Origin of the sequence: Microbacterium resistens (assembly GCF_021172025.1) — a bacterium.
Classification (GTDB): Bacteria; Actinomycetota; Actinomycetes; order Actinomycetales; family Microbacteriaceae; genus Microbacterium; species Microbacterium resistens.
Map to the genome: position 1 here is coordinate 176,967 of NZ_CP082781.1, position 24,589 is coordinate 201,555.

Consider the following 24,589-nt stretch of genomic DNA (forward strand, 5'->3'; position numbering starts at 1 on the left):
TCGGTCGCACGGGGTCAGCCGGTGTTCTGCAGGCCGGCGGCGACCCCGCTGACGGACAGCAGGAGGAGTCGCTTGAGCTCCGGATCGTCCGCCGGGCCGGCGTCGTCGCGGAGGCCACGGAGGGCGCGCAGCTGCAGGAGCGAGAGCGCGTCGACGTACGGGCTGCGCATCTTCACGGCCCGCTGCAGCACCGGCTTGTTCTCCAGCAGCTCGTGGCCGCCGGTGAGCCGGATCACCCACTCCCGGGTCAGCGCGAGCTCCTCCAGCACCATGGCGGCGAGCTCCGGCCGGTCGCCGAGCTCGAGGTAGCGGCGGGCGATCCGTTCATCGGTCTTCGCCAGGCTCATGGCGACGTTGTCGATCATCGTGCCCAGCAGCGGCCACTCCCGATAGGCCGTGCGCAGGAGTTCTTCGTCGCCGACCGCCTCCAGCGCGGTGCCGAGGCCGAACCAGCCGGCGAGGTTGATCCGCGCCTGGGTCCAGGCGAACACCCACGGGATCGCACGGAGGTCCTCCAGCGACTCCACCGAGAGCCCGCGGCGCGCGGGGCGGGACCCCAGGGCGAGCAGGCCGATCTCCTCCAGCGGCGTGACGGTGGCGAACCACGGGGCGAAGCCCTCGGCGCGCACCAGCGCGAAGAACCGCTCGCGCGAGGCGGCGTCCATGGTGGCCGCGACCTCGGCGAACCGGTCGGCGGCCTCGCGCGTGCGCTCTTCCACCGTCGGCGAGGAGGCCAGCAGGGTCGCCGCGGCGACCTGGTCGATGTGGCGCATCGCGATGGCCGGCTCGCCGTAGCGCGCGAAGATGACCTCACCCTGTTCGGTGAGCTTGAAGCGTCCCTCGACGGAGTGCGGCGGCTGGGCGAGGATCGCGGAGTTCGCCGGTCCGCCGCCGCGCCCCAGCGCGCCTCCGCGGCCATGGAACAGGGTGAGCTCGTACCCGGCCTCCTTCGCCCAGTCCCCGATCCGCGCCTGCGCCTCGTACAGCGCCAGGTTGGCGGCGACGGGCCCGACGTCCTTGGAGGAGTCCGAGTATCCGAGCATGACCTCCAGGCGGCGTCCGGTCTGCGCCAGACGCGCCGCGAACTCGGGGCGTTCGACGACCTCGGCGAGGATCCCCGGGGCGGCCTGGAGATCGGCGAACGTCTCGAACAGCGGGACGACGTCGAGGACCGGGCCGTCGCCGTCCGGGAAGGCGTGCGCCGCCAGCCGGTGGACGTTCACGAGGTCCTGGGCGGACTGCGTGAACGAGACGACGTAGCGTCCCGCGGCGCGCAGGCCGTGTCGGCGCTGGATGTCGGCGACCGCGCGGAAGACCTCCAGCACCTCCTCGGTGCGGGCGCTGATCGCGTCGCCGGCCTCGAGCTCGGCGAGGGCCTGCGCGTGCACCTGCGAGTGCTGGCGGACCTCCAGCTCGGTGAGGTGGAAACCGTAGGTCTCGACCTGCCAGATGAGGTGCTGGACCCCGCCGAACGCATGGCGGTCGGCGCCCGCGGCGTGCAGGGACTCCTGCACGGCCCTCAGGTCCGCGAGCAGCTCCTCGGGTCCGGAGTACGCGCGCTCGTCCGCGGCCCCGCCCTGCAGACGCCGGGTGGCGGCGACGCGGCGCGACATGAGCAGGAGGACCCGCCGGTGCGGCTCGGAGGGGGAGCGCTTGGCGATCTCGGCGGCGGCCTCGGCGTCCGCGGCGCTCAGCCGCTCCCACAGACCCACGACCGCGACGCTCGGCGGCGTGCCCTCGGCGTCGAGCGTCAGGGTCCGGCCGATGCGCGCGATCGCCTGCTCGAGCCCGCGGAGCACGTGCTCGGACGCGATCTCGGCGGCCTCCCGGGTCACGGCGGCGGTCACGAACGGGTTGCCGTCGCGGTCCCCGCCGACCCAGGAGCCGATGCGCACGAAGGCGGGGGCGAGCGGGGCGGAGCTGCCGGAGTCCTCCCCGCGCAGCTCGTCGTCGATGCGGCGGTAGACGTGCGGCACGGTCGTGAAGAGGGTCTCGTCGAAGACGCTCATCACCGTGCGGACCTCGTCCGTCGGCGTGGGCTTCTCGGCGCGCAGCGGCGCCGTCCGCCACAGCGTGTCGATCTCCTCGAGCATTCGGCGTCGGGCGCGGCGCTCCTCGGCGCCGCCGGGGCTCGCCGCGTCGTGCTCCACGAGCAGCCGGGCCAGGCGCCGGATGCTGGACGACACCGCGCGCCGCCGCGCCTCGGTGGGATGCGCGGTGAACACCGGGTGGAATCGCAGCGCCGTGAGCCGCGCTCGGGCCTCGTCCTCCCCGACCTCGTCGCGGAGGCGGGCGAACGCCGTGGCCACCGTGTCGGCCGCCGCCTCGCGACCGGGCTGGCCCGCTCGCTCGCGGAGCACCCGCACGCGCTGGTGCTCCTCGGCGAGGTTCACGAGATGGAAGTAGGCGGTGAAGGCGCGAGCGACCTCGTCGGCGCGCGCGACGCTGAAGCTCTCGGCGATCGCCGTGGCGCGCTCGAACGCGTCGGAGCTCTCCTCGGCGTACGCCTGGATCGTCGCCAGCCGCAGCCGCTCCACGTCCTCGAACAGGGAGTCCCCGCCCTGTTCGCGCAGGACCTGGCCGAGCAGGGCTCCGAGCATCCGCACGTCGGCGCGCATCGGTTCCGGAATGCCGTCGGAGGCCTCGAAACGGCTGATGACGCGGATGGCCTCGGTGTGGGTGGGTTCGGGGGTCACGGTTCCGAGCGTAGCCCGCTCCGTGGGCGTGTCTTCCCCGTCGTTACGTCGCAGGATCGTCGACGATGCGGATCGCCCGTCCCCGCGTGGCGGCGGGCGCGGGCCATACGATGAAGGGGATGCGAATCTCGGCGAATCCCCTCCGCGGCCAGCAGTTCCCCGCCGTCCTCCTGCTCGTGGCAGCGGGCATCGGGCTGCTGCTGGCGAACCTCCCGACGCACGACGCGATCGCCGGGGTCCTCGACGCGCACATCGCGATCCCGGGCACGGCCCTGGACCTGTCCGTCGCCCATTGGATCTCGGACGGGCTGCTGGCGGTGTTCTTCCTCGTCGTCGCGATCGAGCTGCGGCACGAGCTCACCCACGGGGAGCTGAACAGTCCGCACAAGGCCGTGCAGCCCGCGATCGCCGCGGCGGGCGGGGTCCTGGTCCCCATCGCGGTGTACCTCCTGATCGCGGGGGGCGCGGAGACCTCGGCGGGCTGGCCGATCCCGACGGCGACCGACATCGCCTTCGCGCTCGGGGTCCTGGCGATGTTCGGCCGCGGCCTGCCGCCGGCCATGCGGGTGTTCCTGCTCGCGCTGGCGATCCTCGACGACATCATCGGCATCGTCTTCATCGCCGTGCTCTTCGCCCACGACGTGGACCTGCTCCTGCTCGGGCTGGCCCTCGTCGGCGTCGTGGTCTTCTGGCTCCTGAGCCGGTGGCTGCACGCCTCGGGCCACGCCGGGATCGCGGTGACCATGGGCGTCGTCGGCGTGGTCACCTGGGGACTCGTGGCGTCGTCGGGCATCCACGCGACCATCGCCGGCGTGCTGCTGGGGCTCGTCATGGCGCCGGTCCCGGCCGAGCGGGTGCGTCACGGGCTGGAGCCGACGGTGAACGGGCTGATCCTGCCGCTGTTCGCCTTCGTGGCCGCCTTCGTGGTGATCCCCACCGTCTCCGGCGGCGGACTGTCCCCGGCGTTCTGGGGGATCCTCCTCGCGCTGCCGGTCGGCAAGATCGTCGGGATCACGGTGTTCGGCTGGATCTCGATGCGGATCGGCCCGCGCGGGACCGCCCCGTCCCTGCGGCTGCCCGACCTCATCGCGGCCGGAGCGCTCGGAGGGATCGGCTTCACCGTCTCCCTGCTGCTGGCCAACCTCGCCTTTGCGAGCGACCCGGCGGTGCGGGACCAGGCGATCCTCGGCGTCCTTGCCGGGTCCGTGATCGCCCTGCTGCTGTCCGCGGTGCTGGTGTCGTTGCGGGCGCGACACTTCCGGCGCGCGGCGGTCGGGACGGAGTCCGCATGAGCGAGGTGCGCGGCGTCGCCGGCGGCGGATCCGCGGCCGATCCGCTGCGGACGGCCGCGGAGGTGATGCGCCGCGTCCGCGAGGACTGCCCGTGGTCGCAGCGGATCACCCATCGGGACCTCGTGCCGTACCTCGTGGAGGAGTCCCACGAGCTGATCGACGCCGTCGAGACCGGCGACCGGGCGGAGCTGCGCGAGGAACTGGGCGACCTGCTGTGGCAGGTGCTGTTCCACTCCGCCGTCGCGGCGCAGGACCCGGAGGACCCGTTCGACATCGACGACGTCGCCCGCACGGTCTCCGAGAAGATGGTGCGCCGCCACCCGCACGTGTTCGCCGACGCCGTCGCCACGACCCCGGAAGAGGTCCTCGTGCACTGGAACGCCGCCAAGGCGGCGGAGAAGCGGGAGCGACGCAGCGTCCTGGACGGGGTGCCGCGCGCCATGCCGGCGCTCGCCCGCGCGCAGAAGATCCTCGGCCGCGCGGAGGCGGTGCGCCGGTCGCCGGCCGAGCCGGGCACCGCGGATCCGCGGACCCCCGTCGTCCGGCGCCCGGCCAGCGAGGAGGAGCTCGGCGAGGCGCTGCTCGCGCTCGTCGAGACGGCCCGCGCCCACGGCTGGGACGCCGAACGGGCGCTGCGCGAGCGGCTGCGCACGGTGGAGGACGAGGTGCGCGCCGCCGAGGCCGCGGACTGAGCCGCGTCGGCGTCCGGTGACGAGCGCGCCCCGCGAGCGGGGAGGCTCACGCGACCTGGGAAGATGGATCCGTGGCCACCGTGAACCCTCCGCGCGGGATGCGCGATTTCCTGCCCGCCGACAAGGCGCGTCGTGAGCGCGTGCTCTCCGTCATCCGTGAGCGCTACCGGGCGCACGGCTTCGACGAGATCGAGACCCCCGTGGTCGAGGAGTACGACCGGCTGCACGCCGGCATCGGCGGGGACAACGAGAAGCTGTCGTTCACCATCCTGCGCCGCGGCCTCGACGCCGAGGCGATCCAGCGGATCGGCGCGGCGATCGGCCAGGCGGCCGACAACATGGCGCAGCTGTCCGACCTCGGTCTGCGCTACGACCTCACGGTCCCGCTCGCGCGGTTCTACGCGACGAACCGCGGGCAGCTCCCCGGGGTGTTCCGCTCGATCCAGATCGGCCCGGTCTGGCGCGCCGAGCGCCCGCAGAAGGGCCGGTACCGCCAGTTCGTGCAGTGCGACATCGACGTGATCGGCGACGACTCTCCTCGCGCCGAGGCCGAGCTCGTGGTGGCCTCGCTGGACACCATCGACGCGCTGGGGCTCGAGGGCGGCGTGGTCCGTGTCAACGATCGTCGGGCGCTGGACGGGATGCTGGACGCGTTCGGCTTCCGCGACGACGAGCGTCCGGGCGTGCTCATCACCATCGACAAGCTGGACAAGATCGGCGAGGACGGCGTCATCGCGGAGCTCCGCGAGCGGGGGGCGACCGCTGCCGCGGTGGACGCCTTCGAGGCGTTCCTCCGCCGGCCCCGGACGACGGAGTACCACCCGTACGGCGAACGGCAGATCCGCGCGGCCCTTCCCGAGGGGGTGTCCGACGAGATCGTGGCGCACCTGGTGGGCCTGGGCGAGGCCGTGGCCGCCGCCCGGCCGTCGGCGGCCGGCGCGATCGACCCGATCCCGCTGGTGTTCGACCCGTTCCTCGTGCGCGGCATGGGGTACTACACGGGCACGATCTTCGAGCTCGGGCACCCGTCCGTGGATTACTCCCTGGGCGGTGGGGGACGGTACGACGGCATGATCGGGCGGTTCCTCGGGCAGCAGGTCCCCGCGGTCGGCTTCTCGATCGGCTTCGAGCGGATCGTCGACCTCGTCACCCGTGCCGAGGCGGCGCAGGAGGCGGCGGTGGTGCTCGTGCACGACGCCGACGTCCCGGTCGCCGAGCTGCTGGCGCACAAGGCCGCGCTGCTCGCGGACGACGCCGTGTCCCGCGTGCGACTGGAGCGCCGGACCAAGAACCTCAAGGCGCTGCTGGAGCGGGCCGCCGCCGACGGCTACTCGGCGTTCGCGACCGTCCGCGCCGGGGACGCGCCGGGGACGCTCGAGTCCAAGCCCCTGTCCTGACCGGATGAGGCCTGTCCTGACCGGATGACGCTTGTCCTGACCGGGGGCGAGGTCACCGTCCGTTCACGTCGGAGCGCTGTCATGAGGACATGCAGTCGGAACGGGCGCGCAGCGCGGCGATCACCGGCACGTCGGTGCTCGTGCTGACCGCGGCATCGCTGGTCGCGACGAGAGCCGCCCTGGCGCGGCAGGCCGCGATCGCCCGCCGCCGGATCGGCAAGCCGCTGGGGGAGGAGGCGCTGGACGCGGATCGCGTGTGGCGGCGCCGCATGGAGGGGAGTCCCGTCGAGCTCTTGGTCCTCGGCGACTCCCTGGCGGCGGGGCTCGGCGCGGAGCACCGGAAGCAGACGCTGGGCGGCCGCCTCGCCAAGGGGCTGGCGCGACGCCTCCGACAGCCGGTCCGGCTGCGGACCGGCGCCGTGGTCGGATCGGAGTCGCCGGACCTGGAGGGGCAGCTGGACGGGCTCCCGGACGGATACCGTCCCGACGTGGCGGTGATCGTCGTCGGGGGCAACGACGTGACCCATCGCATCCCCGTGTCCGTCTCCGCTCGCCATCTCGAGCACGCGATCACGCGGCTGCGGCGCCGGGACGCCGAGGTGGTGGTGGGCACGTGTCCCGACCTCGGGGCGCTGCGTCCGGTGCCGCAGCCGCTGCGGAGCCTCATCTCCCGCCAGTCCCGGCGCCTCGCGAGGGCGCAGGCGGAGTCGGCGCGGCGGACCGGTGCCGTGCCGGTGGATCTGCGCCGCTCGGTCGGGCCGATGTTCTTCGCCGAGCCGGAGGAGATGTTCAGCATGGACCGCTTCCACCCGAGCGCCCTCGGGTATCGGCGCACGGCCGAGGCGCTGCTCCCTGTCCTCGAGCGCGCGGCGCGCACCGCTCTCGCCCGAACGGGCTCGGCGGCGCTCAGCCCTCGGCGGTGACGCCCGCGGAGAACGAGGCCGCCCACTCGGCGACCCGTCGGGCGCTCTCCTCCTCCGAGAGGTCCTCGATCCGCGTCATCACCGACCAGCGCACGCCGAACGGATCCCGGATGCTCGCGTAGCGGTCGCCGGAGACGAAGTCGCTCGGCGCCTCGCGCACCACGGCCCCGGCGGCGACGGCGCGCGCGACCACCGCGTCCACGTCCGGGACGTACAGCCCCATCGAGTAGCAGTCCTCCTCGCCGGCCGGCGGGGCGACCAGGTGGTACTCGGGGTTCGGCTCCCCCAACTGCAGCAGCCCGGTGCCGAAGTCGAGGTCGGCGTGCGCGACGGCGCCGCCGAACTCGGTGACGTCCACGACGCGGGCGCCGAAGACGTCCCGGTAGAACGCGATGGCGTCCGCCGCCCGGGGGAGGGCGAGGAACGGGGTCAGCGAGGTCGCCGAGTGCGGACGGCCGTCGGTCGTGTGGCGTCCGGTCACGCCGGTGCGAGGGGTGGCGGTGCGAGGGGTGTCGGTGTCGGTGTCGGTGTTCGTCATGCCGTCACGGTAGGCCGGCCCGGCCCGGCCGGGCTTGCAGTTTCGCGACAACCTCGGACGGGCGTGGTTTGGGGCGCGTTTCGGGGCCGGATCGCCCCGAATCGGACCCCGGATCTCCGAAACGAGCCCCGAACCGGGTTCGTCCTACGCTGGGCGCATGGTCGACCCCACTCGCGGCGTGCTGTACCCGGCCCGGCTCCCGACCTTCCACCGGCTGCCTCCTGCCGCGGAGGCGCGGGACCTCGTCTCCTGGTACTGGATCCCGGAGTGGGACCTCGGTCCGGAGGAGTCCTCCCCGCAGGACGTCATCGGCTACCCGGCGGCGAACCTCGTGGTGGAGCCGCAGGGGGTGTCGCTCGTCGGTCCGACGACGCGGGCCGCACGGCGCGAGCTGCGCGGACGAGGGTGGGCGGTCGGCGCGTTGCTGCGCCCCGCGGCGACGGCCGCCCTCGCGACCGACCCGGCGGCTCTCGTCGACAGCGGACGCCCTCTCGACGCCCCGGACCTGCACGCCGCCGTGTGCGCCGCGATGGCGTCGGGCCACGGACACCGGGAGCGCGCCGCGGCGGCGACCGGCACGTGGCTGGCGGCTCGCTCGGGGCCGCCGGGGGAGGCCGCCCGACAGGCGAACGCCATGGCCGACCTGCTCCTGGGCGACGCGACCGTGCGGACGCCCGAGCAGGCGGCCGCGCGGCTGTCCGTGTCGGTCCGCACGCTGCAGCGGATGGCGCACCGGTTCGTCGGCCTGCCCCCTGCCGCGATCATCCGCCGGCGCCGGTTGCAGGAGGCGGCTCAGGCGGTGCGTGCGGGACGCGCGGACGACCTCGCCGCGCTCGCAGCGGAGTACGGATACGCCGACCATGCGCACCTGACGAACGAGTTCCGGGCGGTGCTCGGGCTCACCCCGTCGGAGTACCGCTCGGTGTCGGGGACGACGGAGGAGCGGTGAACCGGAGCCGCAGCGCGCGGATCAGGACGCCGACGATCACCACCCCCGTGCCCGCGAGGGCGGACGCCGGGGGCAGCGTCAGCACGAGCACGGCGCAGCCGACGGCCCCGATCACCGCGAGCGCCCGCGGGTAGCGCCGCGCCCCGGGTCCCTGCGCGAGCGCGGCCGCGTTCGCGACGAAGTAGTACAGGAGCACGCCGAACGACGAGAACCCGATCGCGCCGCGCACGTCCGCGACGGCGACGATCCCGAGCACGACCGCCCCCGCGGCGAGCTGCGCCCGCACCGGCACATGATGACGCGCGTCCACCCGGGCGAGGAACCCGGGAAGGTCGTGCTCGCGGGCCATCGCGAGCGAGGTCCGGCCGATGCCGGTCAGCAGGGCGAGCAGGGCGCCGAGGGAGGCGGCGGAGGCGGCGACGCGCACGACCGCGTCGCCGGCGGGTCCCCATCCGGCGGACGACACCACGTCGGCGAGCGGCGAGGCGGAGCCGACGACGGCTCCGCCCTGGACGAGCAGGACCGCCCCGCCGACGACGACGTAGACGGCCAGGGCGACGGGCAGGGCGATGCCGATCGCCCGCGGGATCGTTCGCGCGGGGTCGACGACCTCCTCGCCCATGGTGGCGATGCGCGCATAACCGGCGAAAGCGAAGAACAGCAGGCCGGCGCCCTGCAGGACGCCGTAGACGGTGGGGTCCGGCAGCGGCTCGGGCGCGACGTGGGACAGGGTCGTCCCGGCGGCGACGACGACCGCGGCGAGCCCGGTCAGGGTCACGGCGACGAGGATCTGCGTCAGCCGGGCCGTCCGTGTGATCCCGACGCAGGTGACCGCGGTGAGCGCCGCCACGGCCGCCAGCGCCGCCGGAGTGCGCCATGCCGCCGGCGCGGCGTAGGCGGCGAAGGTCAGGGCCATCGCCGCGCAGCTGGCGAGCTTGCCGATGACGAAGCACCAGCCGGCGATGAAGCCCCACCACGGACCGAGCTCGGCGCGGCCGTAGGCATAGGTCCCGCCCGAGACGGGATGGGCGGCGGCGAGCTGTGCGGAGGACGTCGCGTTGCCGTACGCCACGACCGCCGCGATCACGAGGGCGATGACGAGCGCCTGCCCGGCGGCACCCGTCGCCGGACCCCAGACCGCGAAGACCCCCGCGCCGATCATGGATCCGAGCCCGATGGAGACGGCGTCGGGGAGGGTGAGTCGGCGGGCGAGCGGCACCCGCCCATCGTGGCACGACGCGGTGAACGGGCGGTGTCGTGCCCGGTGTTCAGGCGCGGGCGGCGGTCACCCGCTTCTTCTCGCGGACGTAGACCTCGCGGCGGACCCGCGCGACGACGTCGCCGGATCGGTCGGTGATCTCCGTCTCGAACCACTCCAGCACCTTGGCGCCGCCCCGCGCTCGCTCCCGAATCCGGTCCGCCTGCTCCGTCGGCACGTGGAACTGCGCGGTCAGGACCCCGCGTCCCGGCTTGAGGAACTCGATCTCGCCCTTGGTGTCCCACACCACGTAGTCCCGGCCGAGCTGGTGCATGACGAGCATGAAGAAGTACGGGTCGGTCATCGCGGACATGGATCCGCCGAAGGCGGTCTTGACGTAGTTGCGGGTGAAGGCGTTGACGTGCAGCTCCACGGTCGCGTGGGTCCAGTCGTCGCTGAACCGGCGGACGCGGATGCCGCTGAAGAGGTTGGGGATCCACAGGCTCATGCCCACGGCGAGACGGCGAGGGGTGATGCGCATGGATCCAGTGTGGATCGTGACGGGTCCGTCTCCGACTTCTCTGGAGGGTAGAGACAATAGTTCTATTTGCACTAGATTAATTGAAGGAAGGGGGTGGCATGCTGATCAGGATCGACGAGGAGAGCACCCGGCCGATCTTCGAGCAGATCGCCGCGTCCGTGCGCGCGGACGTCCTGCTCGGATCCCTGCGGCCCGGTCACCGTCTCCCCTCCGCCCGAGAGGTCGCGGAGGGGCTGGGCATCAACGTGCACACCGTGCTGCGCGCCTATCAGCAGCTCCGTGACGAGGGGCTCGTCGATCTGCGCCGCGGCCGGGGAGCGGTGATCGCTTCCTCCGCCGCGACCCTCCAGGAGCTGCACGACGACATCCGGGCTCTGGTGGACCGGGCCGCAGCGCTCGGCCTCTCGGCCGGGGCGCTCGCGGCGCTCGTCCAGGAACCCGCGTTGCGGCGCGCCCCCGCACCCCGCCGCCCCGATACCCAGGAGCAGAACGCATGAGCGACACCGACATCCGCCGCGCCCGCGCCGCCTTCGTCTGGGTCGGCGTGATCGTGCCGCTCGGCATCCTCGGGGTCTCTTTCGGCACGGTGGCCGCGTGGCTGTCCGAGCTGCCGGACCCTGTGGCCGTGCACTGGTCCGGCGGCGGCCCCGACGGGTTCGCGCCGCCGCCGATGCTGCTGATCACCCCGCTCATCGGCATCGCCCTGGTGCTCCTGTTCGCGGCGACCGCCCTGTTCGCGCACCGCCTGCCGCCCGCGATGCTGTCCGGCGGGGGCGGTGTGGTCTCGGATCGGACGGGTCAGCCTCAGTGGTCGGTCACCGCCCGCTTCCTCGGCGCCATGAACCTCGGCCTGAGCGTGTTCATGGGCGTGCTCTCGCTCGTGACGGCGGGCGTGCAGCGCGGATTGGACGACGCCGCGGACGCGCCGGAGATCATGCCGTGGACGTTCGCGGGGTTCGGGATCCTCGCTGTCGTCGCGGTGATCGGCTGGTTCCTGCAGCCGAACGTGGCGCCTGCGCAGCCCCGCCCCGCCGATCCCGGGACCGTGCCGCTCGGCGCCGGAGAGCGCGTCGTCTGGTTCGGCTCCGCGTCGATGGCGAGGGCGGGGCAGGTGGTCGTCGGGGTCGCGGTGCTGCTGATGGCCGGGCTGACGGCCTACATCGTCGCGACCGCCGCGGACACCGGCGAATGGTGGCCCGCGGCGATCATGGTCGTCGCGACGCTCCTCGTCCTCGTGGCTGCGGGGTCCGGCTTCGCCTTCCGCGTGCGGGTCAACGCCGACGGCCTCCGGGTCCGGTCGGTGGTGGGCTGGCCCGACACGCGGATCCCGATCGCCGACATCGCGCGGGTGGAGGTCGTGCCCCTCAACCCGTTCGCCGAGTTCGGCGGGTGGGGATGGCGGCTGGCCATGGACGGTCGCCGCGGGGTGGTGCTGCGCGCGGGCGAGGCGCTGCAGGTCACCCGCGTCGGCGGGACCGTGTTCGTGGTCACGGTCGACGGGGCACGGGAGGCGGCCGCCGTACTGGAGACCCTGCGGGCCGCGAAGGGCCCGGGGTCGGAAGGGCGCGGGGAGAGAGCGTCGCGCACCGACGAGACGTGAGCACCGATGAGACGTGAGCACCGATGAGACATGAGCACCGACGAGAGGGAGTCCGCATGACGAATCCGCCCGTTCCCGAGCCGCCCGTTCCCGCTGCGCCCGGCGCCCCCGGGCCCGTTCCCGCGAGCGGCGGGCCGAGGGAGCCGTTCCGGGTCGGTCTGGGTCCGACCCTCGCGTTCCTCGTGCTGGCGCTGGGGCTGGCCTGGCTCGTCGCGCTCCCGCTGTGGCTGGGCGACGGGCTGGCGAGCCCGATGTTCGGCCTCCTCGCGTCGCTCATGATGTTCACGCCCGCGATCGCCGCCGTGCTCGTGATGCTGATCCTGCGCCCGGTGCCGCGCGGGGAGCGTCTGCGGTTCCTCGGGATGTGGCCGCTGCGCCCCGCCAAGCGGGTCGTCTGGCTGAGCGTGATCGCGCTCTTCGCGCCGATCCTGCTCGTCGCCGCCTCGGTCGCGGTCGCGGCCGCGTGCGGCTGGGTGCAGCTCGACCTCGCCGGATTCTCCGGGTTCGCGCAGGTCCTGGAAGCCTCGGTGCCGGAGGGCACGCCGCTCCCGCCGCCCATCGTCGTCATCCTCTCGCAGTTGCTGTCCATCCCGATCGCCGCCGCGACGATCAACGCGCTCGTCGCCTTCGGCGAGGAGCTCGGCTGGCGCGGCTTCCTCGTTCCCGCGCTGCGGAGGTACGGCACGTGGCCGGCGCTGCTGGTCAGCGGGGTGGTCTGGGGTCTCTGGCACGCCCCGGTGGTGCTGCTCGGGTACAACTTCGGTCGCACGGACCTCACGGGCGTGCTGTTCATGATCGGCGGCGCCGTCGCGTGGGGCGTCCTGCTGGGGTGGCTGCGCCTGCGCTCCGCCTCGGTGTGGCCGGCGGTGTTCGCGCACGGCGCGCTGAACGCCTCGGGCGCGATGATCGGGTGGTTCTTCCTCGCCGGCACGACGTTCGACATGGCGCTGGCGGGTCCGCTCGGCGTCGCCGGCTGGATCGTCTGCGCGCTGGTGATCGTGGTCCTCGCGGTCACCGGGCAGTTCCGCCGACAGCCGTCCCTCGCCCCGGCGAGGGTTTCGGGGTCCGTTCCGGGGCCCCGGGACGCCGCCGTGGACCCCGGAACACCGGGCAGCGCCCCGAACCGAGAGGCTTGACCGGCGGGGGAGCGGCGCAGTTGGCTGAGCATATGGAACCCACTCCGCAGAACTGGCGCGCCGCCGACGACTTCCTCGCCGACACCCTCGTCGGGAACGATCCCGCCCTGGAGGCCGCCCTCGCCGCGCAGCAGGCGGCGGGCATGCCCGCGATCGAGGTCGCACCGGTGTCCGGAAAGCTCCTCGGCCTCCTCATCCGGATGAGCGGGGCGCGACGGGTCCTGGAGATCGGCACGCTGGGCGGCTACTCGACCATCTGGATGGCCAGGGCGGTCGGGGACGGCGGCCGGGTCGTCACGATCGAGGCCGAGCCGGGCAACGCGCGCGTCGCCCGCGCCAGCATCGACGCGGCCGGCGTCGGGGGCGTCGTGGACATCCGGATCGGACGGGGCGCGGACGTGCTCCCCACGCTGATCCGGGAGGAGCCGTTCGACCTGGTGTTCATCGACGCGGACAAGGAGTCCAACACGCTGTACCTGGACTGGGCCGCCCGGCTCGGCCGTCCCGGCACCGTCGTCGTCCTCGACAACATCGGCCGGGACGGGGACATCGTCGACCCCGACAGCGCGGACCCCAAGGTCGTGGGGACCCGGGAGGGGCTGATCATGCTGGGCGAGGACCCCCGCTTCGACGCCACGGCGCTGCAGACGGTGGGGATGAAGGGCTGGGACGGGATCGCGATCGCCGTCGTCCTTTGATCCGCGTCCTCGCCGTTCGGATCGGCGCGGCGTCGCTAGACTGGCCCACGGACCGACGCCGCTCCACCCCCTTCCACCCCTGCGAGCAAGGAGCACACCCGTGGCACTGATCGAGGCTGTAGGCGCCCGCGAGATTCTCGACTCACGCGGCAACCCGACCGTCGAGGTGGAGGTGCTCCTCGATGACGGCATCGTGCAGCGCGCCGCCGTCCCCTCCGGTGCATCGACCGGCGCCTTCGAGGCGTACGAGCTGCGCGACGGCGACAAGGGCCGCTACGCGGGCAAGGGCGTGCAGAAGGCGGTCGAGGCCGTCATCGACGAGCTGGGCCCCGCCATCGAGGGCGTCGAGGCGAGCGAGCAGCGCATCGTCGACGAGATCCTCATCGAGGTCGACGGCACCGACAACAAGAAGCGTGTCGGCGCCAACGCCATCCTGGGCGTGAGCCTCGCCGTGGCCAAGGCGGCGGCCGACTCCGCGGACCTCCCGCTGTTCCGCTACCTCGGCGGCCCGAACGCGCACGTGCTGCCCGTGCCGCTGTTCAACGTCATCAACGGCGGAGAGCACGCCGACAACGGCATCGACATGCAGGAGTTCTTCCTCGCCCCGATCGGCGCCGAGACGTACGCCGAGTCGCTGCGCTGGGGCGTGGAGACGTACCACGTGCTGAAGGCCGAGCTGAAGGCCGCCGGATACGCCACCGGGCTCGGCGACGAGGGCGGCTTCGCCCCGGATCTGCCCAGCAACCGCGAGGGGCTGGACTTCCTCGTCAAGGCCATCGAGAAGGCCGGCTTCACCCCGGGCGCCGACATCGCGCTCGGCCTGGACGTCGCGGCCACCGAGTTCTTCGCCGACGGCGTGTACCGCCTCGACAACAAGGACTGGGACGCCGCGGCCCTCACCGAGTACTACGTCGGCCTGGTGAACGACTACCCGATCGTCACGATCGAGGACGCGCTCGCCGAGGACGACTGGGACAACTGGAAGGCCCTCACCGACGCCCTGGGCACCAAGGTGCAGCTCGTCGGCGACGACCTCTTCGTCACCAACCCGCAGCGCCTGGCGGACGGCATCTCGCGCGGCGTCGCGAACTCGCTGCTCGTGAAGGTCAACCAGATCGGCACGCTCACCGAGACCCTCGACGCGGTCAGCCTGGCGCAGCGCTCCGGCTACACGGCGATGCTCTCGCACCGCTCCGGCGAGACGGAGGACACCACGATCGCGGACCTCGTGGTCGCCACCAACGCGGGCCAGATCAAGGCCGGTGCGCCTGCCCGGAGCGAGCGGGTGGCGAAGTACAATCAGCTTCTGCGCATCGAGGAGGAGCTGGGCGACGCCGCGGTGTTCGCCGGGCGATCCGCCTTCCCGCGCTTCACGGCCTGATCGGGGCCGCGAACGGACGAGGGTCTCCGACCCGCACGGATCTCGACGAAGGGGGAGTCATGGCACGACGGCCGGCTCCCCCTTCGGCGTCCCCGGAGCGGCGCAGCCCGCAGGCTGCGGCTCGGGCGGGACGCCGCTCCAGCGCCGCCGGGATCGACGCGCGCGGCTGGGTGGGCGGGATCCGGCTGTCCGGCTTCATGGTCATCATGCTGTCGCTGGTGATCCTGGGGGCCTGGGTGCTCGTGCCGACCCTCGGGACGTACCTCGACCAGCGACAGAAGATCGCCGCGCTCGAGCAGTCCGTGCAGGTCAGCAAGGACCGGATCGCCGAGCTCGAGCTCGAACGCGAGCGATGGAACGATCCGGCCTACATCACCACGCAGGCGCGCGAGCGCCTCTACTACTTCCGTCCGGGCGAGGTCGTCTACCTCGTGGACGACGACCTGGATCCCGCGGCGGTTCCGCGCGACCCCGAGCCCGTCAGCGACACGATCGAGGAGAAGCCCTCGGACTGGGCGCCGCAGCTGCTGCGCTCGCTCACCGCGGCGGGCCTGGCCCGGACCGCGACCGAAGCCCCCGCGGGCTCGTCCGGGGAGCCCGCGCAGGGCGACCAGACCCCGGCCCCCTGAGCCCTTCGGAGCCCGGCGGTCCTCACGGAGATCACAGCCGCCTCCCGTACGCTGGAGGGGTGACCGCCCCCGCCTTCGCTCCGCCCACGGACGCTGAGATCGCCGTCGTCTCCGCACAGCTCGGACGCGCCGCGCGCGGGGTCGTCGGCATCGCCGCGCGCTGCGTGTGCGGCAACCCGACGGTGGTCGCGACGTCCCCGCGCCTGGCGGACGGCACCCCGTTCCCGACGTTCTACTACCTCACGCATCCCGCTGCCACCGCCGCCATGTCGGCGCTCGAGGCGGGCCAGGTGATGCCCGAGATCGCCGCGATGCTGGACGACGAGGAGGTCGCGGACGCCTACCGTCGGGCGCATGACTCCTACCTCGCCGACCGTGCGCAGTACGGCGAGGTCCCGGAAATCGCGGGTGTCTCGGCGGGCGGGATGCCCACGCGCGTGAAGTGCCTGCACGCCCTCGCCGGTCATGCCCTCGCGGCGGGCCCCGGCGTGAACCCGCTCGGCGACGAGGCGCTGCGGCGCTCGCGGTGGTCGCCGCAGCGCTGCGAGTGCGATGAGCCCGCAGCCGCGGGAACCGGTCCTGCGGGGGAGTGACCAGGACGCCATGAACGCGACGGGGGGAGCGCGGGTCCTGCTGCGCACAACGCTGGCGGCCATCGTGGTCGCCGCGTCCACCCTGCTCATCGCGACCACGCCGAGCCCCACCCCGAGCCCGACGCCCACCCCGACGACGGACCCGGTGCAGACCGCCGAGTACTGGCTGGACGGGGCGAAGATCCGGGACGCCTGGGCGGTCACCCGCGGCGCGGGCGTGACGATCGCGGTGATCGACACCGGTGTCGCCCGCGGACCCGCCTTCGATGTCGCGGTCAAGGGCGGCACCGACGTCTCGGACCTCGGCAGTCCCGACGGACGAACGCCGGTGGGGCCGCTGGACAGCGATCACGGCTCGTTCGTGGCGTCGCTGGCCGCCGCGCGCCCGAAAGCCGACGGCAGCGGGATGATCGGCGTGGCGCCCGAGGCCGACCTGCTCTCGATCTCTCTCGGATTCGGCTCCTCGGCGCCGGTGCCGTTCGCGAAGCAGGTCGCCGATGCGATGGTGTGGGCCGTGGACCACGGCGCGGACGTCATCAACCTGTCCTTCACGACCAACACGCTCGACTGGGACCCGAGCTGGGACGAGGCCTTCCTCTACGCCTATGAGCACGACGTGGTCGTCGTCGTGGCCGCCGGCAACCGCGGCAGCGGGACGACCCAGGTCGGCGCCCCGGCGACGATCCCGGGCGTGCTCACGGTCGGCGGCGTGGACCAGCACGGGATGGCGAGCCGCTCCGCCTCGACGCAGGGCATCACGATCGGCGTGTCCGCGCCGAGCGAGGGGCTGCTCGGCATCGCCGCCGACGGCGAGGTCAAGTCGTGGAACGGCACCAGCGGCGCGGCACCGATCGTCGCGGGGATCGCCGCCCTGGTCCGCGCCGCGCACCCGGACCTCGACGCCGGCGACGTGATCAACCGGATCACCCGCACGGCCCGTCCGGCGCCGGCCGCCACGCAGCGGCCCGACCCGCTGTACGGGTACGGTCTCGTCGACGCCGAGGCGGCTGTGAACGCGGCCGTGGACCCCGTGGACACGAGCCCGAAGGACGAGCTGACGGAGTGGATCCGGCTGCACCGGCGCGGCGAGGCTCCGGAGGTCCCGCAGCCGACCAGCGCGCCGGTGAGCATCCCGCCGCTGGAGGCCGCCGAACCGCCCACGGTGTCCGGTTCCCCGCTGATCCCCAGCGCCGATTCGCTGCTGTACGGTACCCTGCCGCTCATCGCGGTCACTCTGCCTGGTATTCTTATCGGGCTTGGCGTCACCGCAGCTGCCCGGCGCATCCGATCGGCGCGCGCCCGACGCACGCCAAGTCCCTGACGACGACGAGGAGTTGTCCCCCTGTGGCGAAGAATTCTTCTGTGCCCAAGATCCTGATTGTCGGCGGAGGTTATGCGGGGTTCTACACCGCCTGGAAGCTGGAGAAGCACCTGCGCAAGGGCGAGGCCGAGGTCACGATGGTCGACCCGCTGCCCTACATGACCTACCAGCCCTTCCTGCCGGAGGTCGCCGCGGGCTCGATCGAGGCGCGCCACTCGGTCGTCGCACACCGTCGCCACCTCAAGCGGACCCACGTCGTCACCGCCAAGGTCACCGGCATCGACCACGCCAACAAGGTCGCGACCGTCACGCCGCCCGCCGGCGAGCCGTACGAGTTCGCGTACGACCACATCGTGGTCACCGCCGGCGCGGTGTCGCGCACCTTCCCGATCCCGGGCATCGCGGACAACGCGATCGGCCTGAAGACGATCGAGGAGGCCGTCGCGATCCGCGACAAGCTGATGTCGAACTTCGACAAGGCCGCGTCCCTCCCGGCCGGGCCCGAGCGGGACCGCCTGCTCAGCGTGGTCGTCGTGGGCGGCGGCTTCGCCGGCATCGAGGTGTTCGCGGAGCTGCGCTCGCTCTCGTCCGCCCTGGTGTCGAAGTACCCGCAGATCTCGTTCGAGGACACGCACTTCCACCTCATCGAGGCGATGGGCCGGATCATGCCGGAGGTGTCGCTGAAGACGAGCGAGTGGGTGCTCAAGGATCTCGCCAAGCGCGGCGCGAACGTGCACCTCGACACCCAGGTGACCGGTGCGATCGACGGCAACGTCGAGCTCTCCACCGGCGAGGTGATCCCGACGGACCTCATCGTGTGGACCGCCGGTGTGATGGCGAACCCGACGGTCGTCCGCGGCGGGGACCTCCCCGTCGAGGAGCGCGGCCGCATCCGCACGCGTGCCGACCTGCGCGTCGGCACCGAGGAGGAGGCCGTCGAGGGTGCGTGGGCCGCGGGCGACGTCTCGGCCGTGCCGGATCTGACCGGCGGCGGCGTGGGCGGCTACTGCGTGCCCAACGCCCAGCACGCGGTCCGTCAGGCCAAGCTGCTCGCGAAGAACCTCGTCGCCGTCCTGCGCGGTGAGGAGACCAAGCAGTACGTCCACAAGAACCTGGGCGCCGTGGCCGGTCTCGGTCTGTACAACGGCGTCTTCCAGTCCGGCAAGATCGCGCTGAAGGGCTTCGTGGCCTGGGTCGCGCACCGCGGATACCACGGTCTGGCGATCCCCTCGTGGGAGCGCAAGTGGCGCGTGCTGTGGGGCTGGTGGCACAACCTGTGGCTCGGTCGCGACCTCGTGAACCTCGAGACGGTGCAGAACCCGCGCTACGTGTTCGAGGAGTTCGCGGCGCGGCCGCGCCCGGCCGCGGACGCGGCGCCCTCGGCCACGCCCAAGGCGGCGGCCCCGGCGGCGGACAAGGCGGCGCCCGCGAAGAAGGCACCGGCGAAGGCCGCGACGCCGGCGAAGCCCGCGGACGAGGCGAAGCCGGCGGATGAGGCGAAGCCCGTGAAGAAGGCTCCGGCGAAGAAGTCCGCGCCGAAGAAGGCCGAGGCGGCTGCGAGCTGACCGCCTGACGGAGAACGCCCCGGGACCCGCGAGGACCGGGGCGTTCCCCGTGTCAGGGGGTGGGACTCGTGCGTCGCGGTCGGGTGAGCAGGGCGGCGACGATGCCGCCGATCGCCCCGAACAGGTGCGCCTGCCACGAGACTCCGGCGGGCGCCGCGACGATGCCCGCGAGCATGGAGCCCCCGTACAACGCCATGACGACGAGCGCGACGAGAGCATAGGCGATCCGATGCCCCACGGACCGGGCGACGAGGACGCGACAGAGCACGTAGGCGAAGAAGCCGAAGACCAGTCCTGACGCACCCACGGTCACGGTTCCCGGCGGGTTCAGCAGCCAGGTCCCGGCACCGCCGACGACGGCCACGACGACGGTCACGAGCCAGAACCGGCCGGCCCCCTCCACCGCCACGAGCGCGCCGAGAACGAGGAACGGCAGGCTGTTGCCGATGAGATGCGCCCAGCCCGCGTGCAGCAGCGGCCCGACGACGATGCCGGGCAGGCCGCTCGGGTCCCAGGACCGCAGCCCCCACACCGTGAAGCTGCCCGGAAGCACCGCGTCGGCGATCTGAACGGCCCACATCACGGCGAGCAGCACGACGGGGGCGAGCAGTGGAGCGAGGGCCGAGGTGCGACGGGGGCGGGGATCGCTCATGTGCACCTCCGTGGAGTTCGACGATCCGGGGCACGCCCGACTCCGCCCCGAGACGCCTCAGCCTAGCGAAGGGTCGTGCGAGTCCCGGCAACGGGCGGCGCCCCGAGTTGCGGTCCTCATCGTCCTGGCATAAAGTGAACGAATGTTCATTTGAAAGGAGAGTCATGCCGCGGACGACGGAGCAGAACGAGGCGCTGCGCTCGGCGACACGCTCCGCCGTGGAGACCGCCGCCGTGCGGGTGTTCGCGCATCGTGGTTTCGCGGCCGCGAGCATCCGGCAGATCGCTGACGAGGCGGGCCTCAGCATCGGCTCGATCTACCGGCACTACGACAGCAAGGAACAGCTCTTCGACGCGCTCCTCGACCAGGCCACGACCGGGCTCGCGGCGGCCGCCGCCGAGTTCTCGTCGGAGGGCGATCCCATCGAGGTGATCCGCTCCTTCACAGAGGCGTATGTGGCGGATCTCGCAGCGGACGACGGAGCGGTCGAGTTCTCCGTCCTGATGAACCAGGCGTTCACGACGGATACGCCCGAGGGCGCGACCGCGCGGCTCGCCGAGACGCAGAACGCGCTCTGGCGGTCGTTCGCCGCGCTCGTCGAACGGGGACAGGCGGCGACACAGATCGCATCGGGAGACCCCGAGCGGATGACCGCCCACTACTTCGCCATACTCACGGGCCTCACGATGATGCGCGCTGCACTGGGCGCGAGAACGCCGCCGGCGGATGTCGACCTCATCCTCCGGCTGATGGAAGGGGGCGACCGATGAGAATAGACGTCGCACGCGCGGACGAGCGGGGGGAGTCGTACCGGGACCGGGTCGCCGGGGTGCTCGTCGACGGGTTCGCCGAGGACTTCGCCTTCTTCTCCGCGGACAGGGAGGTGCTCGTCGCGGCCTTCGGGCCCATGCTGATCCTGGAGCGCTTCCACGTCGCGCTCGTCGACGGCGAGCCCGCGGCGGTCGCGGTCGTCACCGAAGGGGCTCAGGAGTGTTTCGCGCCCGATCGGCGTCATCTCCAGCGGGTGCTCGGTCCGGTGCACGGGCTCGTCTGCTACTGGATCGTCCGGCGGCAGTTCATGGGAGCCCACGATGACGCGCGTCCGGGTCTCATGGAGATCGCCTATGTCACGACGGCGCCGCAGCATCAGGGCAAGGGCGTGGCCACGGCGCTCCTGCGTCGACTCCTGGAGTCGTCCTCGGACGAGGTCGTGCTGCGGGACATCAAAGACACCAACGCCCCCGCGCTCGGACTGTACGCGAAGCTCGGGTTCGCCGAGACGCAGCGGCGACGCGTCCCGTTCGCGAAGCGGGCGGGCTTCTCCGCATACGTCTCCATGGGTCTGCGCCGCGTGCGGTCGGGCGATACGGGCTGAGCGCGAGCCCGACGTCTCCCCATCCCGCAACGCGCCTTCGTTCCGGGTCTTCGCCTCACCCGGTGGCGAATGTGTCGGGGTTTCATGCGTGGGTGTGGCCCCGACCGGCTTGGGGGCGCCGTACTGTCGGGGCCACTTCACGCGAGGATTGCTGGGGATAACCCTCCGTGTATCCGACGGGAGTTCGATTGGGGTTCGTCGGTGCCGGCCAGAATATTGCGCCATGCATACGCGCACAATAAGTGCTTCCCCATAAGGGCAGCTGCGTCTGGTGGGGGAGCTTGGCCGTCGTCGGGCGGGCGGGTGATGGCATTCGGCGTCTTCTCGCGACGGGTGGAGGCTCGGCTAGCTGACGTTCCTCCACCCGTGCGGGTACCGTGCTGGTATGCAGAAGGCGGTGTGGATCGTTTATCACGACGGCGGACCCGACAACATCCTCGGCGTTTTCGACAACGAGGCGGAAGCTCATGCGTACCTCGATGAGACGAGTCCCCACTACGAGAACGGGACCTTTATGACGCCCTATCAGGTGCCTTGGCGACTCAACGAACGTGAGACCGTCATCCAGATTGGCTAGCCGCAGTTGAATCGGTACTCGTCGGTGGAGTCGCGACCGATGCCGGTTTGTCCGGCCGCGTTGGTGCCCCACCCCGTTGTCAACACCTTGTTACCGTGCCCCCGCTGGGATTCGAACCCAGACTGAAGCGAGTTTAAGTCGCCTGCCTCTGCCGTTGGGCTACGGGGGCGTCCGTGACGGACGGCGCTCCGAGCCTAGCCGCCGCCGCTCGGTGCGTCGGCGCCCGGCGCGGCCCCGACCGGAAGGCCGTTATGGTGGGGGAGTGCTCGACCTCATCGGTGACCGAGTCGGCTCTCCGGCGCCGCGCCCCGCTCGTCCGCCGTGGCACGACCCGGCCTCCTGGTGGCCGCGCCTGACCGCCGCGACGGCGCACCTGCCCGCGCCCGTGGGCGTGATCGATCTCGCCGCGCTCCGGTACAACGCCCTCGACATGGTCGTGCGCGCGGGTGGACGACCGATCCGGATCGCGACGAAGTCGGTCCGGGTCCGCGCCGTGATCGATGCGGCACTGCGGGTCCCCGGTTACCGCGGGCTGCTCGCCTTCACTCTCCCCGAGGCGCTGTGGCTCGCCGAGGACCACGACGACATCGTCGTCGCGTACCCGACGGTCGACCGGACGACGCTGGCCCGCCTGCTGGCGGACGAGCAGGCAGCCTCGCGCATCACGCTCATGGTCGACGCGGTCGAGCACCTCGATCTCATCGATGCGGTCGCCCCGCCGCGCGGGCGTCCGCCGGTCCGCGTCGCGATCGACGTGGACGCGTCCTGGCGGACGGCCGCCCTCGGCCATGTCGGCGTCCGCCGCTCGCCGCTGCATGATCCGGTCGAGACCCTGCGGTTCGCGCGGGCGGTCGCCGAGAGGGACGGGTTCCGCCTCGTCGGCCTGCAGATGTACGAGGCGCAGATCGCCGGCCAGGGCGACGACACCGGCAGCGGCGACGCGCTGATCCGCTCGGTGCAGGCGCGGTCGCGACAGGAGCTCCGGGTCCGCCGCACCGCGATTGCCGACGCCGTGCGCTCGCTCGTGCCGCTGGAGTTCGTCACCGGCGGCGGCACCGGGTCGCTCGAGTTCTCCGGCGCCGACGACGCGCTCAGCGAGATCACGGCGGGAAGCGGACTCCTCGCGGGCCATCTCTTCGACGGCTACCGGGCCTTCGATCCGGCTCCCGCCGCGGCGATCGCGTTCGACGTCGTCCGTCGGCCGGCGCCAGACATCGCCACGGTCCTGGGCGGCGGGTGGATCGCGTCGGGACCCGCGCTCGCGTCGCGCCAGCCGCGGGCGGTCTGGCCCGAGGGGCTGCGCACGATGACGAGGGAGGCCGCGGGAGAGGTGCAGACACCCCTCCAGGGGCCGGCGGCGGCGGAGCTCCGCGCCGGGGACCGGGTATGGTTCCGTCACGCCAAGAGCGGAGAGGCCTCCGAGCGCCTCGACCGGTACCACCTCGTCGACGGCGATCGCGTCGTCGACGAGCTGCCCACCTATCGCGGCGAGGGAAAGGCGTTCCTGTGACACGTCCCGGCGGGATCTGGCAGAACTGGGGGCGGACCGCGTCCGTCCGTCCCGTGCGGGTCGAGCGTCCCCGCACGCCCGAGGGCGTGCAGCGCGCGGTCGTCGCCGCGGCCCGCCAGGGCCTGCGGGTGAAGGCCGTCGGCGCCGGTCACAGCTTCACCGGCATCGCCGTCGGCCCGGACGTCCTGCTCGAGCTGGACGACCTCCAGGGCGTGACCGCCGTCGACGAGGCCCGGCGCCGGGTGACGCTCCTCGCCGGAACCCGGCTGCACCGGATCCCGCGGCTCCTCGCCCCGTACGGGCTCGCGATGGAGAACCTCGGCGACATCGACCGGCAGTCGATCTCGGGGGCGATCTCGACCGGCACGCACGGCACGGGGACAGGGTTCGGCGGGCTCGCGACCCAGGTCGTCGGGGCGACGCTCATCACCGCCTCGGGGGAGTTCCTGCGCGTCGACGAGGAGCATCAGCCCGAGCTCCTGCCCGCGATCGCCCTGGGCCTGGGCGCACTCGGGGTGCTCGTCGAGGTCACCCTCCAGTGCGTCCCCGCGTTCGTGATGCACGCCGTCGACGCGCCGGCGCCGCTGGAGGAGACGCTGGAGCGCGTGCACGAGCTCGCGGCGGACGCCGACCACTTCGAGTTCTACTGGTTCCCGCACACGGACGTGGCGCTCACGAAGACGACCGAGCGGCTGCCCGAATCGGCGGTGCGCCATCCGCTGCCGCCGGTCGGCCGGTGGGTGGACGAGACGCTGCTGTCCAACGGGGTCTACCGGCTCGTGTGCGCCGCCGGCGTCGTGGCGTCGCCGATCACTGCGCCGTTCAACCGTCTCGCGGTGAGACTGACCGGGAACCGCGAGTACACGGACCTCTCCCACCGCGTGCTCACGCAGCGGCGCACCGTCCGCTTCCGGGAGATGGAGTACGCCCTCCCGAAAGACCAGGTGGTGCCCGCCTTCGAGGAGATCCGCGCTCACATCGCACGGCGTGGATGGCGGATCGAGTTCCCCGTCGAGGTGCGCTTCGCCGCGGCCGACGACCGATGGCTGTCGACCGCGCACGGCCGAGACAGCGCGTACATCGCCGTCCACCGGTACTGGAGGCACGACCCACGGGAGTACTTCGACGCCGTCGAGCGGATCTGCCTGGACCACGGCGGACGCCCGCACTGGGGCAAGCTCCACGGTCTGGATCGCGACGCGCTCCGGGAGCGTTACCCGCGCTTCGACGACTTCGTCGCGCTCCGCGACCGGCTCGACCCGGAGCGGCGCTTCGGGAACGCCTACCTGACGCGGGTGCTCGGCGACTGACCGCATCGGCGTCCAG

The 24,589-nt window shown here is 72.7% G+C and carries 24 protein-coding genes and 1 tRNA gene; 19 read left to right on the plus strand and 6 right to left on the minus strand.

Annotated elements, in window-relative coordinates; translation table 11 throughout:
* Positions 1-14: 14 nt before the first annotated feature.
* Complete coding sequence (locus K8F61_RS00800; RefSeq protein ID WP_231821590.1) at positions 15-2,618, minus strand: phosphoenolpyruvate carboxylase; 2,604 nt, start codon at positions 2,616-2,618, stop codon at positions 15-17.
* A gap of 197 nt (positions 2,619-2,815) precedes the next feature.
* On the opposite strand from K8F61_RS00800, the gene K8F61_RS00805 reads away from it, so the two are divergent.
* From K8F61_RS00805 to K8F61_RS00820, 4 genes are all read left to right on the plus strand, one after another.
* Entirely contained in the window at positions 2,816-3,988 is a 1,173-nt protein-coding gene (locus tag K8F61_RS00805) for a Na+/H+ antiporter NhaA (RefSeq protein ID WP_231820377.1), read from the plus strand.
* Positions 3,985-4,680 (plus strand): nucleoside triphosphate pyrophosphohydrolase, encoded by a 696-nt coding sequence (locus K8F61_RS00810; protein WP_219085860.1) that lies wholly within the window; start codon positions 3,985-3,987, stop codon positions 4,678-4,680. The genes K8F61_RS00805 and K8F61_RS00810 overlap by 4 nt, the downstream gene beginning before the upstream one ends.
* A gap of 98 nt (positions 4,681-4,778) precedes the next feature.
* On the plus strand, positions 4,779-6,077 hold the full coding sequence (locus K8F61_RS00815; RefSeq protein WP_231821591.1) for a histidine--tRNA ligase: 1,299 nt from the start codon (positions 4,779-4,781) through the stop codon (positions 6,075-6,077).
* Positions 6,078-6,166: 89 nt separating this feature from the next.
* Complete coding sequence (locus tag K8F61_RS00820) at positions 6,167-7,000, plus strand: SGNH/GDSL hydrolase family protein (protein ID WP_067245124.1); 834 nt, start codon at positions 6,167-6,169, stop codon at positions 6,998-7,000.
* On the opposite strand, the gene K8F61_RS00825 is transcribed toward K8F61_RS00820, so the two are convergent.
* Positions 6,984-7,538: a VOC family protein gene (locus K8F61_RS00825; RefSeq protein WP_231820378.1), complete on the minus strand. Its 555-nt coding sequence runs from the start codon at positions 7,536-7,538 to the stop codon at positions 6,984-6,986. The genes K8F61_RS00820 and K8F61_RS00825 overlap by 17 nt on opposite strands.
* 157 nt (positions 7,539-7,695) lie before the next feature.
* On the opposite strand from K8F61_RS00825, the gene K8F61_RS00830 reads away from it, so the two are divergent.
* Positions 7,696-8,487, plus strand: coding sequence for a helix-turn-helix transcriptional regulator (locus K8F61_RS00830; protein ID WP_231820379.1), 792 nt, complete (start codon positions 7,696-7,698; stop codon positions 8,485-8,487).
* On the opposite strand, the gene K8F61_RS00835 is transcribed toward K8F61_RS00830, so the two are convergent.
* Both K8F61_RS00835 and K8F61_RS00840 read right to left on the minus strand, forming a co-directional pair.
* On the minus strand, positions 8,438-9,706 hold the full coding sequence (locus tag K8F61_RS00835) for an APC family permease (RefSeq protein WP_418888063.1): 1,269 nt from the start codon (positions 9,704-9,706) through the stop codon (positions 8,438-8,440). The genes K8F61_RS00830 and K8F61_RS00835 overlap by 50 nt on opposite strands.
* Before the next feature lie 49 nt (positions 9,707-9,755).
* A complete protein-coding gene (locus tag K8F61_RS00840) occupies positions 9,756-10,226 on the minus strand; it encodes a DUF4442 domain-containing protein (RefSeq protein ID WP_231820380.1) in 471 nt (156 codons plus the stop codon).
* A 98-nt stretch (positions 10,227-10,324) separates the two neighbouring features.
* On the opposite strand from K8F61_RS00840, the gene K8F61_RS00845 reads away from it, so the two are divergent.
* The 9 genes from K8F61_RS00845 to K8F61_RS00885 all read left to right on the plus strand — a co-directional run bounded on the left by K8F61_RS00845 (position 10,325) and on the right by K8F61_RS00885 (position 19,149).
* Complete coding sequence (locus K8F61_RS00845; protein ID WP_231820381.1) at positions 10,325-10,723, plus strand: GntR family transcriptional regulator; 399 nt, start codon at positions 10,325-10,327, stop codon at positions 10,721-10,723.
* Complete coding sequence (locus K8F61_RS00850; RefSeq protein ID WP_231820382.1) at positions 10,720-11,826, plus strand: DUF1648 domain-containing protein; 1,107 nt, start codon at positions 10,720-10,722, stop codon at positions 11,824-11,826. Before K8F61_RS00845 ends, K8F61_RS00850 begins: the two co-directional genes overlap by 4 nt.
* Before the next feature lie 56 nt (positions 11,827-11,882).
* On the plus strand, positions 11,883-12,962 hold the full coding sequence (locus K8F61_RS00855) for a CPBP family intramembrane glutamic endopeptidase (RefSeq protein WP_231820383.1): 1,080 nt from the start codon (positions 11,883-11,885) through the stop codon (positions 12,960-12,962).
* A gap of 32 nt (positions 12,963-12,994) precedes the next feature.
* The gene (locus K8F61_RS00860) at positions 12,995-13,660 is read left to right on the plus strand and encodes an O-methyltransferase (RefSeq protein ID WP_231820384.1); all 666 of its coding nucleotides are present in this window, start codon (positions 12,995-12,997) and stop codon (positions 13,658-13,660) included.
* A gap of 100 nt (positions 13,661-13,760) precedes the next feature.
* Entirely contained in the window at positions 13,761-15,041 is a 1,281-nt protein-coding gene (gene eno / locus K8F61_RS00865; protein ID WP_231820385.1) for a phosphopyruvate hydratase, read from the plus strand.
* A 59-nt stretch (positions 15,042-15,100) separates the two neighbouring features.
* Complete coding sequence (locus K8F61_RS00870) at positions 15,101-15,670, plus strand: FtsB family cell division protein (protein WP_219085869.1); 570 nt, start codon at positions 15,101-15,103, stop codon at positions 15,668-15,670.
* A gap of 59 nt (positions 15,671-15,729) precedes the next feature.
* Positions 15,730-16,263 carry a DUF501 domain-containing protein gene (locus K8F61_RS00875; RefSeq protein WP_219085870.1) on the plus strand — a complete coding sequence of 178 codons (534 nt, stop codon included), beginning with the start codon at positions 15,730-15,732 and terminating at the stop codon, positions 16,261-16,263.
* Positions 16,264-16,273: 10 nt separating this feature from the next.
* On the plus strand, positions 16,274-17,584 hold the full coding sequence (locus K8F61_RS00880) for a S8 family serine peptidase (protein ID WP_231820386.1): 1,311 nt from the start codon (positions 16,274-16,276) through the stop codon (positions 17,582-17,584).
* 41 nt (positions 17,585-17,625) lie between these two features.
* The gene (locus K8F61_RS00885) at positions 17,626-19,149 is read left to right on the plus strand and encodes an NAD(P)/FAD-dependent oxidoreductase (RefSeq protein ID WP_231820387.1); all 1,524 of its coding nucleotides are present in this window, start codon (positions 17,626-17,628) and stop codon (positions 19,147-19,149) included.
* A gap of 52 nt (positions 19,150-19,201) precedes the next feature.
* Here K8F61_RS00885 and K8F61_RS00890 read toward each other — a convergent pair whose 3' ends face one another.
* On the minus strand, positions 19,202-19,801 hold the full coding sequence (locus K8F61_RS00890) for a rhomboid family intramembrane serine protease (protein WP_219085873.1): 600 nt from the start codon (positions 19,799-19,801) through the stop codon (positions 19,202-19,204).
* 164 nt (positions 19,802-19,965) lie between these two features.
* Between K8F61_RS00890 and K8F61_RS00895 the strand changes: the two genes are divergently transcribed.
* The 3 genes from K8F61_RS00895 to K8F61_RS00905 all read left to right on the plus strand — a co-directional run bounded on the left by K8F61_RS00895 (position 19,966) and on the right by K8F61_RS00905 (position 21,753).
* Entirely contained in the window at positions 19,966-20,571 is a 606-nt protein-coding gene (locus K8F61_RS00895; protein ID WP_231820388.1) for a TetR/AcrR family transcriptional regulator, read from the plus strand.
* The gene (locus K8F61_RS00900) at positions 20,568-21,176 is read left to right on the plus strand and encodes a GNAT family N-acetyltransferase (RefSeq protein WP_231820389.1); all 609 of its coding nucleotides are present in this window, start codon (positions 20,568-20,570) and stop codon (positions 21,174-21,176) included. Before K8F61_RS00895 ends, K8F61_RS00900 begins: the two co-directional genes overlap by 4 nt.
* Positions 21,177-21,561: 385 nt before the next feature.
* The gene (locus K8F61_RS00905; RefSeq protein ID WP_231820390.1) at positions 21,562-21,753 is read left to right on the plus strand and encodes a hypothetical protein; all 192 of its coding nucleotides are present in this window, start codon (positions 21,562-21,564) and stop codon (positions 21,751-21,753) included.
* Between the two features lie 96 nt (positions 21,754-21,849).
* Here K8F61_RS00905 and K8F61_RS00910 read toward each other — a convergent pair.
* Positions 21,850-21,922 (minus strand) — tRNA-Leu (locus tag K8F61_RS00910).
* Positions 21,923-22,015: 93 nt separating this feature from the next.
* Here K8F61_RS00910 and K8F61_RS00915 point away from each other — a divergent pair.
* Both K8F61_RS00915 and K8F61_RS00920 read left to right on the plus strand, forming a co-directional pair.
* On the plus strand, positions 22,016-23,263 hold the full coding sequence (locus K8F61_RS00915; protein ID WP_231820391.1) for an alanine racemase: 1,248 nt from the start codon (positions 22,016-22,018) through the stop codon (positions 23,261-23,263).
* The gene (locus K8F61_RS00920; protein WP_231820392.1) at positions 23,260-24,573 is read left to right on the plus strand and encodes a D-arabinono-1,4-lactone oxidase; all 1,314 of its coding nucleotides are present in this window, start codon (positions 23,260-23,262) and stop codon (positions 24,571-24,573) included. Before K8F61_RS00915 ends, K8F61_RS00920 begins: the two co-directional genes overlap by 4 nt.
* Positions 24,574-24,589: the final 16 nt, after the last annotated feature.